13 protein-coding genes are annotated in these 16,395 nt (G+C 34.4%); 12 read left to right on the forward strand and 1 reads right to left on the reverse strand.

The window, feature by feature from the left end:
- The first annotated feature begins 41 nt into the window (after positions 1–41).
- A complete protein-coding gene (locus FJOH_RS08465; RefSeq protein ID WP_012023708.1) occupies positions 42–554 on the forward strand; it encodes a DUF4920 domain-containing protein in 513 nt (170 codons plus the stop codon).
- Positions 555–638: 84 nt separating this feature from the next.
- On the opposite strand, the gene FJOH_RS08470 is transcribed toward FJOH_RS08465, so the two are convergent.
- Positions 639–1,028, reverse strand: coding sequence for an SPOR domain-containing protein (locus tag FJOH_RS08470; RefSeq protein WP_012023709.1), 390 nt, complete (start codon positions 1,026–1,028; stop codon positions 639–641).
- Positions 1,029–1,247: 219 nt separating this feature from the next.
- Here FJOH_RS08470 and FJOH_RS08475 point away from each other — a divergent pair, with 219 nt between their 5' ends.
- The 11 genes from FJOH_RS08475 to queG all read left to right on the forward strand — a co-directional run bounded on the left by FJOH_RS08475 (position 1,248) and on the right by queG (position 16,048).
- A complete protein-coding gene (locus FJOH_RS08475; RefSeq protein ID WP_012023710.1) occupies positions 1,248–2,582 on the forward strand; it encodes a c-type cytochrome in 1,335 nt (444 codons plus the stop codon).
- Between the two features lie 32 nt (positions 2,583–2,614).
- Positions 2,615–5,674, forward strand: coding sequence for a TAT-variant-translocated molybdopterin oxidoreductase (locus tag FJOH_RS08480; RefSeq protein WP_012023711.1), 3,060 nt, complete (start codon positions 2,615–2,617; stop codon positions 5,672–5,674).
- A 34-nt stretch (positions 5,675–5,708) separates the two neighbouring features.
- The gene (gene nrfD / locus FJOH_RS08485) at positions 5,709–7,109 is read left to right on the forward strand and encodes an NrfD/PsrC family molybdoenzyme membrane anchor subunit (RefSeq protein WP_012023712.1); all 1,401 of its coding nucleotides are present in this window, start codon (positions 5,709–5,711) and stop codon (positions 7,107–7,109) included.
- A complete protein-coding gene (locus FJOH_RS08490; RefSeq protein ID WP_012023713.1) occupies positions 7,102–7,626 on the forward strand; it encodes a DUF3341 domain-containing protein in 525 nt (174 codons plus the stop codon). Before nrfD ends, FJOH_RS08490 begins: the two co-directional genes overlap by 8 nt.
- Before the next feature lie 8 nt (positions 7,627–7,634).
- The gene (locus FJOH_RS08495; protein WP_012023714.1) at positions 7,635–8,180 is read left to right on the forward strand and encodes a c-type cytochrome; all 546 of its coding nucleotides are present in this window, start codon (positions 7,635–7,637) and stop codon (positions 8,178–8,180) included.
- A gap of 27 nt (positions 8,181–8,207) precedes the next feature.
- The gene (locus FJOH_RS08500; protein ID WP_012023715.1) at positions 8,208–9,602 is read left to right on the forward strand and encodes a quinol:cytochrome C oxidoreductase; all 1,395 of its coding nucleotides are present in this window, start codon (positions 8,208–8,210) and stop codon (positions 9,600–9,602) included.
- 19 nt (positions 9,603–9,621) lie between these two features.
- A complete protein-coding gene (locus FJOH_RS08505; protein WP_012023716.1) occupies positions 9,622–10,812 on the forward strand; it encodes a cytochrome c oxidase subunit II in 1,191 nt (396 codons plus the stop codon).
- A 30-nt stretch (positions 10,813–10,842) separates the two neighbouring features.
- Positions 10,843–12,645, forward strand: coding sequence for a cytochrome c oxidase subunit I (locus tag FJOH_RS08510; protein WP_012023717.1), 1,803 nt, complete (start codon positions 10,843–10,845; stop codon positions 12,643–12,645).
- Positions 12,646–12,749: 104 nt separating this feature from the next.
- Entirely contained in the window at positions 12,750–13,772 is a 1,023-nt protein-coding gene (gene ruvB, locus FJOH_RS08515) for a Holliday junction branch migration DNA helicase RuvB (protein ID WP_012023718.1), read from the forward strand.
- 6 nt (positions 13,773–13,778) lie between these two features.
- Positions 13,779–15,125, forward strand: coding sequence for a cytochrome P450 (locus FJOH_RS08520; protein ID WP_012023719.1), 1,347 nt, complete (start codon positions 13,779–13,781; stop codon positions 15,123–15,125).
- Positions 15,122–16,048 carry a tRNA epoxyqueuosine(34) reductase QueG gene (gene queG, locus FJOH_RS08525; protein ID WP_012023720.1) on the forward strand — a complete coding sequence of 309 codons (927 nt, stop codon included), beginning with the start codon at positions 15,122–15,124 and terminating at the stop codon, positions 16,046–16,048. The genes FJOH_RS08520 and queG overlap by 4 nt, the downstream gene beginning before the upstream one ends.
- Positions 16,049–16,395 lie beyond the last annotated feature (347 nt).

Here is a 16,395-nt window from a genome sequence, read left to right on the forward strand (position 1 = left end):
ATTTCAGATTTTAATATTATTTTTGATAAAATTATATAAATATGAAACGATTGTCAATATATGCTTTTACGCTTTTTATAAGTTTTTCTACATTGTCATTTTCGCAGGAAAATGTTGAGAAGCCTGCACCGCCAGCAGGAAATGCTTTAATTGGGGATTATTATGGAACAGATGTTTCTGGTGATGTTGTAAACAAAGCAATTTCTGTTAAGAAGTTAGAAAGTGAATTGAAAAGCACAAAAAGGGCAGAGGGAGTTGCTGTAAAAGGAGAGGTAACAAATGTTTGTGAGAAAAGAGGGTGTTGGATAACTCTTAAAACAGAAGATGGGTCGTCTTTCTTTGTAAAGATGAAGGATTATGCGTTTTTTGTTCCAACCGCCTTAAAAGGAAAAAATGTGGTTTTGGAAGGTAGTGTTGAGAAAAAAGTAACTTCAGTTGATGAGTTAAAACATTATGCTAAAGATGCTAAAAAATCAAAAGCGGAAATAGATGCTATTAATTCACCAAAAGAAGAGATTCGATTTTTAGCAAATGGAATTAAAGTGGTAAATTGATTTGAAAGTTTTTACTTTGAAATGTATACATTATAAAAAAAGCGAGATAATTATCTCGCTTTTTTTATTCTATATGTCCTTTAATTATTTTCCAGGCTTTAATAAAAAGACACTTTTATATTTTTTTCGAATGTCAACCAGATTTCTTTCGGCTTCTATTCTGGATTTGAAATTTCCAACAATAACCTTGTAGTTAGGAGTGTTAAAAATTATAGTTCCGTCTATGTTCGAATATTCTCTTTTAAAGTCAGATAATGTCTTTTTAGCGTCTTCGCTTTTACCGCTGAAAATTTGAATTCTATAAGAATCGTTTGTACTTATTGATGTGTTAAATTTACGTTTGTCGTTCATTAACTGTTCAAATTTAGGGTCTTGATTCAGTGTTAAATTTTGGCTTTGAGCATGAATATTGTATCCTAATGTCAACATTGTTAATGTTAAGAAAACGTTTTTTGAAGAGCTTAAAATTCTCATAATGTGATGGTTTTTATGCAAAAATACTATTTAAAGTTTGTATGTAAAATTTTAATATTATTTAGAATTGATATAAATTGATATTTAAGACTATTTTAAGGTTTTGAGAATAGTTCATAAGTCGTATTTTTGTGCAAGTTTTAAAAGAAGGTATTAATTTTAGTCTGATTTATTACAGAAAAAATCATACCAAAAATTAGTAGATAATTATTATACTATATGAAAAAGGTGGGTAACCATAATTCGATCTCAAGAAAATTATTACTTAGTTTATCGCTAACGTTGATTTTCTCCCTAACTTCATTTGCTCAAGATCCTGCTGCAGCTCCTGCGGCGACTGAAGCTGCTGCTCCGGCTGCTGCATCTGGTGGTGATCCGGTAAAAGGGAAAGAACTTTTTAATGCAAATTGTGCTGCATGTCACAAATTAGATGCTAAATCAACAGGTCCGGCTTTAAGAGGCGTTGCTTCTAAGCACGATATGGCTTGGATTTACAAATGGGTACACAACAGTTCTGATATGATTAAATCAGGAGATCCTGTTGCTGTTAAACTTTTCGAGGAAAACAACAAGGCAGTAATGACTTCTTTTCCTCAATTATCTACAGGTGATATTGATAATATTATCGCTTATACTTCTGAAGTAAAAGCTGAGCCGGCTGCAGCTGCAGGCGGTGCTGCTACTCCTCCTGGAACTAACGTAGAAGGCGGAGGAATTTCTAACAACATTATTTTGGGAGCTCTTGCTCTTGTAATGGCTATTTTAGTTGTTATGTTGTTCATGGTGAACAAAGTATTGACTAAAGTTGCCAGCAATAACGGAATTGAAGTTGCTCCAAAAGAGGGCAGAACTCCAATTTGGAAAGCTTTTGCTAAAAATCAATTTTTGGTATTAGTTACTTCTATATTTCTGCTTTTAGCTAGTGGTTACTTTGTGTATGGATATTTGATGCAGGTTGGTGTTGATCAAAATTATGAGCCAATTCAGCCAATTCACTATTCTCACAAAATTCACGCTGGAGATAATGAGATCAATTGTAAATACTGCCACTCTGCTGCACGTGTAAGTAAAACTGCTGGTATTCCTTCTTTAAATGTTTGTATGAACTGTCATAAAAATATTTCTGAGGTTGCTGAAACTACTGCTACTGCTGAATACAGCAAAGCGTTTTACGATGCTCAAATTCAAAAATTATACGATGCTGTTGGGTGGGATAAGACTAAACAAGCTTATACTGGAAAAACACAGCCAGTTAAATGGGTTCGTATTCATAATCTTCCTGATTTCGTTTATTTCAACCACTCACAACACGTTTCTGTTGCAGGAGTTGAATGTCAAACTTGTCACGGTCCAGTACAAGAATTTGAAATCATGAAGCAATATTCTAAATTAACAATGGGATGGTGTGTTGATTGCCATAGAAAAACTGATGTTAAGATGGAAGGAAACGCATACTATGAAAAAATTCATGCTGAACTTTCTAAAAAATACGGTGTAGAGAAATTAACTGCAGCGCAAATGGGAGGTTTAGAATGCGGTAAATGCCACTATTAATCGAATTATTAAGATTTTAATATATATATACAATGTCATCAAACAAAAAATACTGGAAAAGTGTTGAAGAGCTAGAAAATAGCTCTATTGTTGAGGCGCTTAGAAATAACGAATTTGTTGAAGAGATTCCTACAGAAGAATTTCTAGGGAATGCAGATGCTTTAGCTTCATCTGGAACTTCACGTCGTGACTTTTTAAAGTACGTAGGATTTAGTACTGCGGCAGTTACACTTGCTGCTTGTGAAGGTCCTGTGCACAAGTCTATCCCTTATGTATTACAACCAGAGCAAATCATTCCTGGTGTTGCAGATTATTATGCAACTACTGTTTTTGACGGTTTTGATTTTGCAAATCTTTTGGTAAAAACTCGTGAGGGTCGTCCAATTAAAATTGAAAACAACACCATTGCTGGTGCTAAGTTTTCTGCCAATGCAAGAATTCATGCTTCTATCTTAGGTTTATATGATAGTATGCGTTTGAAAGAACCTAAATTGGATGGGAAAAACAGCAGTTGGTCAGCAGTTGATTTAAAAATTAAATCAAGTTTAGCTGATGCAAAAGCTAAAGGAGGTCAAGTAGTATTATTGACTAACACATTAGCGAGCCCAACTACTGAAAAATTAATTGGTGAATTTATCGCTAAAAATCCAAATGCTAAGCATGTAGTTTATGATGCGGTTTCTTCTTCTGATGCTTTAGATGCATTTGAAACTGTATACGGAGAAAGAGCTTTAGTTGATTACGATTTTTCAAAAGCGTCATTAATTGTATCTGTTGGTGCTGATTTCTTAGGAGACTGGCAAGGTGGTGGATATGATGCTGGATATGCAAAAGGACGTATTCCTCAAAACGGAAAGATGTCTCGTCATTTTCAGTTTGAATCAAATATGACATTATCTGGAGCAGCTGCTGATAAGCGTGTTCCAATGACTACAGCTGATCAAAAACAAGCCTTAGTTCAAATATATAATATTGTTGTTGGTGCTTCAGTTCCTGTTTCTTTAGATGCGAAATTTAAAGCAGAAGTTGTAAAAGCGGCTCAGCAATTAAAAGCAGCGGGTACAAAAGGAATTTTAGTATCTGGAATCGAAGATAAAAATGCTCAGTTATTAGTTTTAGCTATTAACCAGGCATTAGCTAGTGAAGCTTTTAGTACTGCTGGTACAAGACAAATTAGAAAAGGTTCTAATGCTGTTGTAGCTCAATTAATAAAAGATATGAATGCTGGAAGTGTTCACACTTTAATTATGAGCGGAGTTAATCCTGTTTACACTTTAGCTGATTCTGCTTCATTTGTATCTGGATTGAAAAAAGTTAAAACATCTGTTGCATTCTCTTTAAAAGAAGATGAAACAGCTGCTGTATCTACAATCGCTGCTGCAGCGCCTCATTATTTAGAGTCTTGGGGAGATGTAGAGATTACAAAAGGAACTTATAGCTTAACTCAGCCAACTATTCGTCCGATCTTTGATACAAAACAATTTCAAGATGTTTTACTATCAGTAAACGGTACACCAGGAAACTTCTATGATTATTTAAAAGCTAATTCTGGAGCAATCATTGCTGGTTCTTCTTGGAATAAAGTTTTACATGATGGAATTTTTGTAGTTGGTTCTGCTGCTTTAGCTGGTGGTTCTTATGATTTCGCCGGAGCTGCAAGTTTACTTTCTAAAGCAAAATCTTCTGGAGAACTTGAATTAGTATTATATACTAAAACTGGTATGGGAGATGGTCAGCATGCAAACAACCCTTGGTTGCAAGAGTTCCCAGATCCAATTACGAGAGTATCTTGGGATAACTATGTTACAGTTTCAAATGCTGATGCGAAGAAATTCAATTTATCAAATGAAATCGTTGCTAACGGAGGTTTAAATGGTAGTTATGCTACAATTACAACTGCTGATGGAAACAAACTAGAAAATGTGCCAGTTATTGTTCAGCCAGGACAAGCTGTTGGTACAGTTGGTCTAGCTGTTGGATACGGTCGTAAAGCGGCTTTAAAAGAAGAAATGCAAGTAGGTATTAATGCTTACGCTTTATATAAAAATTTCAATAGTGTTCAGTCTATTACACTTGCTAAGGCAAATGGAGAACATGAGTTTGCTTGTGTTCAAGGACAGAAAACTTTAATGGGTAGAGGAGATATTATTAAAGAAACTACTTTAGAGATCTTCAATACTCAAGATGCAAAACATTGGAACGAACAGCCAATGGTATCTTTAGATCATCAGGAAGTAGAGGCTACTACTGTAGATTTATGGGAATCATTTGATCGTACTACTGGACATCACTTTAACTTATCAATCGACTTAAATGCTTGTACTGGATGTGGAGCCTGCGTTATCGCTTGTCACGCTGAAAACAACGTTCCAGTTGTAGGTAAAGCAGAAGTTAGAAGAAGCCGTGATATGCACTGGTTACGTATCGACAGATACTATTCTTCTGAAAGCACTTTTGAAGGTGATAACGAAAGAAAAGAAGGAATTGCTGGTTTATCTAGTTCATTATCTACATTTAATGAAATGGAAAAACCTGGAGATAATCCACAAGTAGCATTCCAGCCGGTAATGTGTCAACACTGTAACCACGCACCGTGTGAAACTGTTTGTCCAGTTGCGGCAACTTCTCACGGTCGTCAAGGTCAGAATCACATGGCATATAACAGATGTGTTGGTACTCGTTACTGTGCGAACAACTGTCCTTATAAAGTTCGTCGTTTCAACTGGTTCTTGTACAACAAAAACAGTGAATTCGATTATCATATGAATGACGATTTAGGTCGTATGGTGTTAAACCCAGACGTAAACGTTCGTTCTCGTGGAGTTATGGAAAAATGTTCTTTCTGTATCCAAAGTACTCAAGCAGTTATCCTTGAAGCTAAACGTCAAGGTAGAGTTGTAGGTAAAGATGAGTTCAACAATGCTTGTGCTTGTTCTGCAGCTTGTTCTTCTGGTGCTATGGTATTCGGAGATGTAAATGATAAAGAAAGCGAAGTTGCTAAATTAGCAGAAAGCGAAAGAATGTATCATTTATTAGAGCATGTTGGTACAAAACCAAATGTTTTCTATCACGTAAAAGTTAGAAACACTTAGTAAAATTATTAATTAAGAAACAATATAAAGGATTATGTCGTCTCATTACGAAGCACCCATTAGAAAACCTTTAGTTATAGGTGATAAATCATATCACGATGTAACTGTAGATGTGGCAGCGCCTGTTGAAGGACCTGCAAATAAACAATGGTGGATTGTATTTACAATCGCATTAGTAGCCTTCCTTTGGGGGTTAGGTTGTATAATTTACACCGTATCTACCGGTATCGGAACATGGGGATTAAACAAAACAGTTGGTTGGGCTTGGGATATTACTAACTTCGTTTGGTGGGTTGGTATTGGTCACGCTGGAACTTTGATTTCTGCAGTACTTTTACTTTTCCGTCAGCGTTGGAGAATGGCTATTAACCGTTCTGCGGAAGCTATGACCATTTTCTCGGTAGTTCAGGCAGGTTTATTTCCAATCATTCACATGGGGCGTCCATGGTTAGCATACTGGGTTTTACCTATTCCAAATCAATTTGGATCTTTATGGGTAAACTTTAACTCACCATTGCTTTGGGACGTATTCGCGATTTCAACTTATCTTTCAGTATCATTAGTATTCTGGTGGACTGGTTTATTGCCTGATTTCGCTATGCTTCGTGATAGAGCTATTACTCCATTTAACAAAAGAGTTTATTCTATCCTAAGTTTTGGATGGAGCGGTAGAGCTAAAGATTGGCAGCGTTTTGAAGAAGTATCTTTAGTATTAGCTGGTTTAGCTACACCTCTTGTACTTTCTGTACACACAATTGTATCTATGGACTTTGCTACTTCTGTAATTCCTGGATGGCATACAACAATTTTCCCTCCATACTTCGTTGCTGGAGCGGTTTTCTCAGGATTTGCGATGGTAAATACATTGTTGATCGTTATGAGAAAAGTTTCTAACCTTGAAGCATACATTACATTACAGCATATCGAGTTAATGAACATCATTATTATGATTACTGGTTCTATCGTAGGTGTTGCTTATATCACTGAGTTATTCGTAGCTTGGTATTCAGGAGTAGAATATGAGCAATATGCATTCTTAAACAGAGCTACTGGACCTTACTGGTGGGCATATTGGTCAATGATGACATGTAACGTGTTCTCTCCTCAGTTCATGTGGTTCAAAAAATTAAGAACAAGTATCATGTTCTCATTCATCATCTCGATTGTAGTAAACATCGGTATGTGGTTTGAAAGATTCGTAATTATTGTTACTTCTTTACATAGAGATTACCTTCCATCTTCTTGGACAATGTTCTCACCAACATTTGTTGATATTGGAATTTTCATTGGAACAATTGGTTTCTTCTTTGTATTGTTTTTATTATACTCTAGAACATTCCCTGTAATCGCTCAGGCAGAGGTAAAAACAATTTTGAAAGGAACAGGAGATAATTACATTAGAGAAAGAGCAAATAAAGATTCACATCATGAGTAATAAAGTTATATACGCCATTTATAATGACGATGACGTTTTGATGAATGCAGTAAAGAAAACTAGAGCTGCTCATCATCATATTGAAGAGGTTTTTACTCCATTCCCAGTTCACGGATTGGATAAAGCTATGGGACTAGCACCAACAAGATTAGCAATATGCGCTTTTTTATACGGATGTGTTGGTATTTCTGTTGCAACAACAATGATGAGTTATATCATGATTCACGATTGGCCGCAGGATATTGGAGGTAAACCAAGTTTTAGTTTCATCCAAAATATGCCTTCTTTTGTGCCAATTATGTTTGAGATGACGGTGTTCTTTGCAGCTCACTTAATGGTAATCACTTTTTACATGAGAAGTAGATTATGGCCATTTAAACAAGCTGAGAATCCTGATGTAAGAACAACAGATGACCATTTCTTAATTGAAGTTGCTGTAAACGATAACGAAGCAGAACTTGTTTCTTTTTTCGAAGGCACTGGAGCTGTTGAAGTTAAAGTAATTGAAAAGAATTAATTGTAGCTATGAAAAGGATATATAAAATAACACTTTTAGTTGGTATAACTATTTTAGTTTCATCTTGCCACAATAATTCGGCGCCAAACTATCAGTATTTCCCAAATATGTATGAGTCTGTTGCTTACGAGCCATATACAGAAGCAAAAATATTTAAAGGAGGAAAAGAAGGACAGCTTCCTGTTGAAGGAACTATCAATAGAGGTTTTGAACCTTATGAATATGAAAATTCTACAGCTGGTTATGAATTAGCAAAAGCTAATTTAAAATCACCTTTGACAGAAGAAGAGAAAAACTCTGGAAAAGGGAAAGAACTTTTCGAAATTTACTGTATTAGCTGCCATGGAGCTGCTGGTAACGGTAAAGGTAAATTGGTTGAAAGAGAAAAATTTCTTGGAGTACCTAGCTATAAAGACAGAGAAATCACTGAAGGTAGTATCTTTCATGTTGAGACTTATGGTTTAAATGCAATGGGTTCACATGCAAATCAATTAAGTGCTCACGAACGTTGGTTAGTTGCTGACTATGTTCTGAAACTAAAAAGCCAATTATAATTGTTGAACAAACTGATCGTAATAGATATGTATACATTTTCAAGTAAATTAAAAACTTTTTCTATCATCTTAATGGTTCTAGGACTATTAGGAATTGGGTATGGTTTTTTAAGTGCACCTAAAGATATTCAAGAAGTTGAAAAAATACTAGCAGCAGATGCTCACGGAGCTCACGGTACTGCACATGGGGAGTCTGCAGAGGCTTCACATAAAGAGGCAGGACATCATGAGGCTGCTGAAGCTTCACACGAAGAACACAAAGGAGGAGAACATGCAAAAGTTGGTGCAGCTGATGAGCACACTGAACACTTAAATCATGTATTGCACCAATTACAAAACAAACCTTGGTCTGCATTATATGTAGCTTGTATTTTCTTTTTACTACTTTCTATGGGGGTTTTAGCATTTTATGCTATTCAACAAGTTGCTCAGGCAGGTTGGTCTCCAGTTTTATTTAGAGTTATGCAGGGTATTACAGCTTACTTACCTGCTGGTTCTATCATTTTCTTCATAATTTTAGTTTTATGCGGATTACATTTTAATCATATATTTGTTTGGTTAGGTGAAGGAGTAACTGATCCTAAAAGCCCAAATTATGATGCAATCATTGCTGGAAAATCAGGTTATTTAAATTTCCCTTTCTGGATTGTAAGAGCTTTTATCTTTTTGCTAGGATGGAATATATACCGTCATTTTTCTAGAAAAAACTGTTTAGCTCAAGATGAGGCAAACGATGATCTTTACTACAAAAAGAATTTCAAAATCTCTGCTGGATTCTTAGTTTTCTTTATCGTATCTGAGTCTATTATGGCTTGGGATTGGATTATGTCATTTGATCCACACTGGTTCAGTACTTTGTTTGCATGGTATGTATTTGCTTCTTTCTTTGTAAGTGGTATTACTTCTATTGCTTTAATTACAATTTACTTAAAATCTAAAGGATATTTAGAATATGTAAATACTAGTCATATTCACGATTTAGCTAAATTCATGTTTGGTATTAGTGTTTTCTGGACTTACTTATGGTTCTCTCAGTTCATGTTGATCTGGTATGCTAATATTCCAGAAGAGGTAACTTATTTCGTAACAAGAATTCAATTATATAACCTTCCTTTCTTTGGTGCGGTTGTTATGAACTTTGTTTTCCCATTATTGATATTAATTAATACAGACTTCAAACGTCTTAACTGGGTTGTAGTTATGGCAGGTATTGTAATCTTATTAGGTCACTATGTTGATTTCTTTAATATGATTATGCCTGGTACAGTTGGAGACAAATGGTTTATTGGAGTTCCTGAAATTGCATCTATTCTTTTCTTCTTAGGTTTATTTATATTTGTTGTATTTACTGCATTAACTAAATCTCCTTTGCTTGCAAAAAGAAATCCTTTCATCGAAGAAAGTAAACATTTTCATTATTAATATTTAAAGAAGTAAACAGATGACAAGTTTGTTGGTAATTATAGTTTTAGTTTTATTAGCAGTTGCACTATGGCAATTGACCAAGATTTTTGATCTTACTCAAGTAGGATCTTCTTCGGACGATTCTCAAGTTGCATCAGATAATGACAATAACATTCAGGGATATATTTTGTTTGGCTTTTTGGCATTCATTTATATATTTACTATTTATGGTTTACTAAAATGGGGTAATTTGGCGCTTCATACTCCTGCTTCAGAGCACGGTGGTTTAGTAGATAGTTTAATGAATATTACTTGGGTTTTGATCTTTACAGTTCAAGTTATTACTCAAGGTTTATTATACTGGTTTTCTTTTAAATACAAAGGAAATAAAGATAAAAAAGCATTATTCTTTGCAGATAGTAACAAATTAGAAGCAATCTGGAGTATTATTCCATCTGTTGTTTTAGCTTGTTTAATTCTTTACGGATTATATGCTTGGAATAACATTATGTTTGTTGATAAAGACGAAGATGTAATTGAAATTGAATTATACGCTCAGCAATTTAAATGGACAGCTAGATATGCTGGACAAGATAACGTTTTAGGAAAAGCTAACGTACGTTTAATTGAAGGTATCAACACATTAGGAGTTGATATGTCAGACCCTAACTCTCAGGATGATATTGTAGTTTCAGAACTGCATATTCCTAAAGGTAAAAAAGTACACTTCAAAATGCGTTCTCAAGACGTTTTACACTCAGCTTATATGCCTCACTTTAGAGCGCAGATGAACTGTGTTCCTGGAATGGTTACAGAATTTGCTTTCGTTCCAACTTATACTACTGCTGAATACAGAGAGCTTCCATTTATGGTTGAGAAAGTTGCGAATATTAATAAACTTAGAGCTGAAAAAAGTGCTGAGTTAGTTGCAAAAGGCGGTACAGCTTTAGATCCTTATACATTTGACTATTTATTATTATGTAATAAAATATGTGGAGCTTCACACTATAACATGCAAATGAAAGTTGTGGTTGACACTCCGGAAGATTATAAAAAATGGTTAAGTGAAAAAACTACTTTAGCTCAAGATATTAAAGCGGCAAAAGCTGCTGAAAAACCAGCTGAAGGAGCTGCTCCAACTACAGATACTACTGCAAAAGTAAAAGATACCGTAAAAGCGGTAGTTGATACTGTTAAAGCAGCTGTAGCTAAAGTTGCGATGAAATAATATTATTAAGAAAATTTAAAGTACACATATATGTCAGCAGAAGCGCACGGTCACGATCACGGACACGATCACGAGCACGAACATCATCATAAAGACACGTTCATTACTAAATATATTTTTAGTATTGATCACAAAATGATTGCTAAACAATACTTAATTACAGGTATTGTTATGGGAGTAATTGGGATTGCAATGTCCTTGCTTTTCAGAATGCAATTAGCGTGGCCAGAAGAGTCTTTTAAAATATTCAATGTTTTATTAGGAGATAAATTTGCACCTGATGGTGTAATGGCTAATGATATTTATCTTGCTTTAGTTACAATTCATGGTACCATTATGGTATTCTTTGTACTTACGGCAGGTTTAAGTGGAACTTTTAGTAACTTACTTATTCCACTTCAAATTGGAGCGCGAGATATGGCTTCTGGATTTATGAACATGATTTCATACTGGTTGTTTTTCTTATCTGCTGTAGTAATGTTAAGTTCTTTATTTGTTGAAGCTGGACCAGCTTCTGCAGGTTGGACAATTTATCCTCCATTAAGTGCATTGCCTCAAGCAATTCCTGGATCTGGAACAGGTATGACTTTATGGTTAGTTTCAATGGCTATATTTATTGCATCTTCTTTAATGGGATCATTAAACTACATTGTAACTGTTATTAACTTAAGAACAAAAGGAATGTCTATGACTAGACTTCCTCTTACAATCTGGACATTTTTCGTAACAGCTATTATTGGTGTTATTTCATTCCCAGTATTATTATCTGCAGCCTTATTATTGATTTTTGACAGAAGTTTTGGTACTTCATTCTTCTTATCAGATATCTATATTGCTGGAGAGGTTTTACACTACCAAGGAGGTTCTCCAGTATTGTTTGAGCACTTATTTTGGTTCTTAGGTCACCCTGAGGTTTACATTGTAATCTTACCGGCAATGGGACTTGTTTCTGAAATTATGGCTACGAACTCTCGTAAACCAATCTTCGGATATAGAGCGATGATTATGTCTGTTCTTGCAATTGCATTCTTATCAACTATTGTATGGGGTCACCACATGTTTATTTCTGGTATGAATCCTTTCTTAGGATCTGTATTTACTTTTACAACTTTATTGGTTGCAATTCCATCTGCTGTAAAAGCGTTCAACTGGATTACAACTTTATGGAAAGGTAACTTACAATTCAATCCTGCAATGTTATTCTCTATTGGAATGGTTTCTACTTTCATCACTGGAGGTTTAACAGGAATCATTTTAGGAGATAGTACTTTAGATATTAACGTTCATGATACTTACTTTGTAATTGCTCACTTTCACTTAGTAATGGGTATCTCTGCACTTTACGGAATGTTTGCTGGTATTTATCACTGGTTCCCTAAAATGTACGGAAGAATGTTAAACAAAAATTTAGGTTATATTCACTTCTGGATTACAGCAGTTTGTGCTTATGGAGTTTTCTTCCCAATGCACTTTATCGGATTAGCTGGTTTACCAAGACGTTACTATACAAATACTAACTTCCCATTATTTGATGATTTACAAAATGTGAATGTTTTAATTACAACATTTGCTCTTGTAGGAGGTGCATTCCAGTTAGTATTCTTATACAACTTCTTTAGCAGTATTTTCTATGGTAAAAAAGCTGTTCAAAACCCATGGAAATCTACAACTTTAGAGTGGACTACTCCAGTTGAACATATCCACGGAAACTGGCCGGGAGAAATTCCTCACGTATATCGTTGGCCGTATGACTACAGTAACCCAAATCATGATGTAGATTTTGTTCCTCAAAATGTACCAATGAAAGAAGGTGAAGAAGTTTTACACCACTAAAATATATCAAAGGCTGTCAGAAATGACAGCCTTTTTTGTTTGGTTAAGGTTTAAACCTTAAGCTTACTGTTTTACAAACTAATTAGTTTCTATATCTTTGCAGGATGAATGAAAATCTAGATCCTACAACTAAAGGATATAACTCAGAAGAATTAGATCTTGAAAAAAGATTACGTCCGCTGTCATTTGACGATTTTGCCGGACAAGATCAAGTTTTGGAAAATTTAAAAGTCTTTGTTGCCGCTGCTAACCAACGTGGAGAGGCACTTGATCATGCTTTGTTTCATGGACCTCCCGGACTTGGGAAAACGACTTTGGCAAATATTTTGGCAAATGAGCTGGAGGTTGGAATCAAAATTACTTCTGGACCTGTTTTAGATAAACCTGGAGATTTAGCCGGATTGTTAACCAATCTAGATGAAAGAGATGTTTTATTTATAGATGAAATTCATCGTTTGAGTCCAATTGTTGAAGAATACTTATACTCAGCAATGGAAGATTTTAAAATTGATATTATGATTGAATCTGGTCCAAATGCCAGAACCGTTCAAATCAATTTAAATCCATTTACATTAATAGGAGCGACAACTCGTTCCGGATTATTAACAGCTCCAATGCGGGCTCGTTTTGGAATTTCATCACGTTTACAATATTATTCTACCGAACTTTTAACCACAATTGTAGAAAGAAGTGCTGGAATATTAAAAATGCCAATTGATCTTGAAGCTGCAATTGAAATTGCTGGCCGAAGCAGAGGAACTCCTCGTATTGCAAATGCATTGTTGCGAAGAGTTAGAGATTTTGCTCAAATAAAAGGCAACGGTACGATTGATCTAGAGATTTCTAAATATGCATTGAAGGCATTGAATGTTGATGCTCATGGACTTGATGAAATGGATAATAAGATATTATTGACCATTATTAATAAGTTTAAAGGCGGGCCAGTTGGTCTTTCTACCTTGGCGACAGCAGTTTCTGAAAGCAGTGAAACTATTGAAGAAGTTTATGAACCTTTCTTGATTCAGGAAGGATTTATTATGCGTACACCCCGCGGGCGTGAAGTTACCGAGAAAGCATATAAACATTTAGGAAAGATAAACACAAATATACAAGGAGGTTTATTTTAAATTTTTATGTCTGAAAAACAAAAACATACTTATCCTGAAAAATTATCTATACTAAGATTTTTCAGAGATGCTGAAGGTGTTCGCAGAAATCCGATTCCTTTTCATAAAAAATATTTTGATAAATTGGGGGATTCTTTTTCTATTAGAATTGGTTTTTCAAAATATATAATCTTGTCGAGAGATAATGAAATTGCACAGTATATCTTAGTTAAGAATCAAAAAAATTACCATAAATCTAAATTTCAATCCGTATATCTATCCAAGTATTTAGGTAAGGGACTTTTAACGAGTGATGGTGATTTTTGGCTAAAACAAAGACGTTTGATTCAGCCGGCATTTCATAAACAAAAAATGAATCAGCTGGTTGATAATATGAATGCCGTTATTGCTTTAGAATTAGAGAATTTAATTGAAGAAAAGCCAATAGACCTCTTTCCCGTAATGAGTAACCTGGCATTTAATGTCGTAGCAAAATCTTTATTTCAGCTTTCGACTGCTGAGAATAAATTTCAACGTATTAAGTTTATTATAGAAGAAGTTCAAAATTTCTTAATTAAAGAAATTAGACTTCCGCATAAAGCATGGTGGTTTTCATTGAGTGGTCAAGTGAAGAAACATTTGAAGTTAGCTGAAGAAAACAACCATATTATTCAGGAAATCATAGAAGAAAGAAAAGCATCGGGAGAAGAAATAAATGATTTATTGAACATGCTTTTGGAGACCCGATATGAAGATACTGGAGAAAGCATGTCAGTTGAACAATTGATTGACGAAATTAAAGTTTTGTTTATTGCAGGGCATGAAACAACTGCTAATGCTTTGACTTTTACACTTCATCTTTTGGGTAGAAATCCTGAAGTTCAGCAAAAGATTTTTGAAGAAATAATCGAAATTGAATCTCAAACGGATAATGTTATTGAGCAGCTTCAAAAAATGACCTATACAAATGCTGTTTTGAACGAATCTATGCGTTTGTATCCGCCAGCATGGATTACTGACAGACAAAATCTTGAAGATGATTCTCTTGCTCATTTTAAAATAAAGAAAAACACCTTAATAGGAGTTTCTTTTTACGAACTGCATCGAAATCCTAAGTATTGGAAGAATCCGGATGAATTTATTCCGGAACGATTTCTTGGAGATCAAAAAAAGGAGTCAATGCAATATTTTTATCCATTTGGTGCTGGTCCAAGAATGTGTATTGGCACTGGATTTGCCATTTATGAAATGTGCTTGACTATAGCACAAGTTGTAAAAAAATATATCATTAAATCTAATAATGATGTAATTCAATTTAATCCGCTGATTACTCTAAAACCTGTTAATGTAGAAGTTTCATTTTTTAAAAGATGAGTATTAATTCAAAAGAGACATATTCAAAATTTATAAAAGAAGAAGCCAAAAGATTGGGTTTTATTTCTTGCGGAATTTCCAAAGCAGGTTTTCTGGAACAAGAAGCGCCTCGGCTTGAAAAATGGTTAAACAATAACCATAATGGTCAAATGGCTTATATGGAAAATCATTTTGATAAACGTTTAGACCCGACTTTATTAGTAGATGATGCTAAAAGTGTAGTTTCACTTTTGCTGAATTATTTTCCATCTGAATCTCAAAATGAAGAAAGTTTCAAAATATCGAAATATGCCTATGGTCAGGATTATCATTTTGTTATCAAAGAAAAATTAAAAGAATTTTTACATTCGATACAAGAAAATATTGGTGATGTATCCGGTCGTGCCTTTGTCGACTCTGCACCAGTTTTAGATAAAGCATGGGCTGCCAAAAGCGGTTTAGGCTGGATTGGAAAAAACAGTAACCTAATAACCCAAAGGGTAGGTTCTTTTTACTTTATAGCAGAACTTATCCTTGATTTAGATTTAGAATATGATCATGCTGTAACAGATCATTGCGGTTCCTGCACTGCATGTATTGATGCTTGTCCTACACAAGCAATCCTTGCTCCTTATATTGTAGACGGCAGTAAATGTATTTCTTATTATACAATAGAACTTAAGGAAAATCTTCCGAATGATATGAAAGGAAAATTTGATGAGTGGATGTTTGGCTGTGATACTTGCCAGGATGTCTGCCCTTGGAATCGATTTTCTAAACCTCATTCAGAACCACTTTTTAACCCAAATCCGGATCTGCTGTCTTTCTCAAAAAAAGATTGGACAGAAATTACCGAGGAAACTTTTCGGGTAGTTTTTAAAAATTCTCCTATCAAAAGAACCAAATTTGACGGGCTCAAAAGAAACATTAAATTTTTAGAATAATCTAAATTAAAATCAAATTTGTTTCTTACAATTTTGTGTTTTTATATTATTGATTTTCAGTTGTTTGGTTTTTTTTTATCTCTTTTTTTGACGAGTATAAAATGTAAGATAATTTAGTTTTTTCTCCCTCTAAATCTTAATAAATTGACTTTTCTTTAAAAAATTAAGAAATTTCTGTTGTTTCATTGTTAAATTATCATCTTTATTGACTTGTTAAAGTTAATTTAAGTTTACTAAAAGTGTATTTCAACGTTTTTCCGAGTAGTTTATCGACTAATGTAGCTAGTATTGAGGTGTTTATATATTTTCGCCGCTCCAAAACTACTAATTTAACCGAGAGACATTTG

It is taken from the genome of Flavobacterium johnsoniae UW101 (genome assembly GCF_000016645.1).
GTDB classification, from domain to species: domain Bacteria; phylum Bacteroidota; class Bacteroidia; order Flavobacteriales; family Flavobacteriaceae; genus Flavobacterium; species Flavobacterium johnsoniae.

Coding starts and splice junctions, on each gene's coding strand:
- FJOH_RS08465 (WP_012023708.1), top strand. CDS start 42: ATGAAACGATTGTCAATATATGCTTTTACGCTTTTTATAAGTTTTTCT.
- FJOH_RS08470 (WP_012023709.1), bottom strand. CDS start 1,028: ATGAGAATTTTAAGCTCTTCAAAAAACGTTTTCTTAACATTAACAATG.
- FJOH_RS08475 (WP_012023710.1), top strand. CDS start 1,248: ATGAAAAAGGTGGGTAACCATAATTCGATCTCAAGAAAATTATTACTT.
- FJOH_RS08480 (WP_012023711.1), top strand. CDS start 2,615: ATGTCATCAAACAAAAAATACTGGAAAAGTGTTGAAGAGCTAGAAAAT.
- nrfD (WP_012023712.1), top strand. CDS start 5,709: ATGTCGTCTCATTACGAAGCACCCATTAGAAAACCTTTAGTTATAGGT.
- FJOH_RS08490 (WP_012023713.1), top strand. CDS start 7,102: ATGAGTAATAAAGTTATATACGCCATTTATAATGACGATGACGTTTTG.
- FJOH_RS08495 (WP_012023714.1), top strand. CDS start 7,635: ATGAAAAGGATATATAAAATAACACTTTTAGTTGGTATAACTATTTTA.
- FJOH_RS08500 (WP_012023715.1), top strand. CDS start 8,208: ATGTATACATTTTCAAGTAAATTAAAAACTTTTTCTATCATCTTAATG.
- FJOH_RS08505 (WP_012023716.1), top strand. CDS start 9,622: ATGACAAGTTTGTTGGTAATTATAGTTTTAGTTTTATTAGCAGTTGCA.
- FJOH_RS08510 (WP_012023717.1), top strand. CDS start 10,843: ATGTCAGCAGAAGCGCACGGTCACGATCACGGACACGATCACGAGCAC.
- ruvB (WP_012023718.1), top strand. CDS start 12,750: ATGAATGAAAATCTAGATCCTACAACTAAAGGATATAACTCAGAAGAA.
- FJOH_RS08520 (WP_012023719.1), top strand. CDS start 13,779: ATGTCTGAAAAACAAAAACATACTTATCCTGAAAAATTATCTATACTA.
- queG (WP_012023720.1), top strand. CDS start 15,122: ATGAGTATTAATTCAAAAGAGACATATTCAAAATTTATAAAAGAAGAA.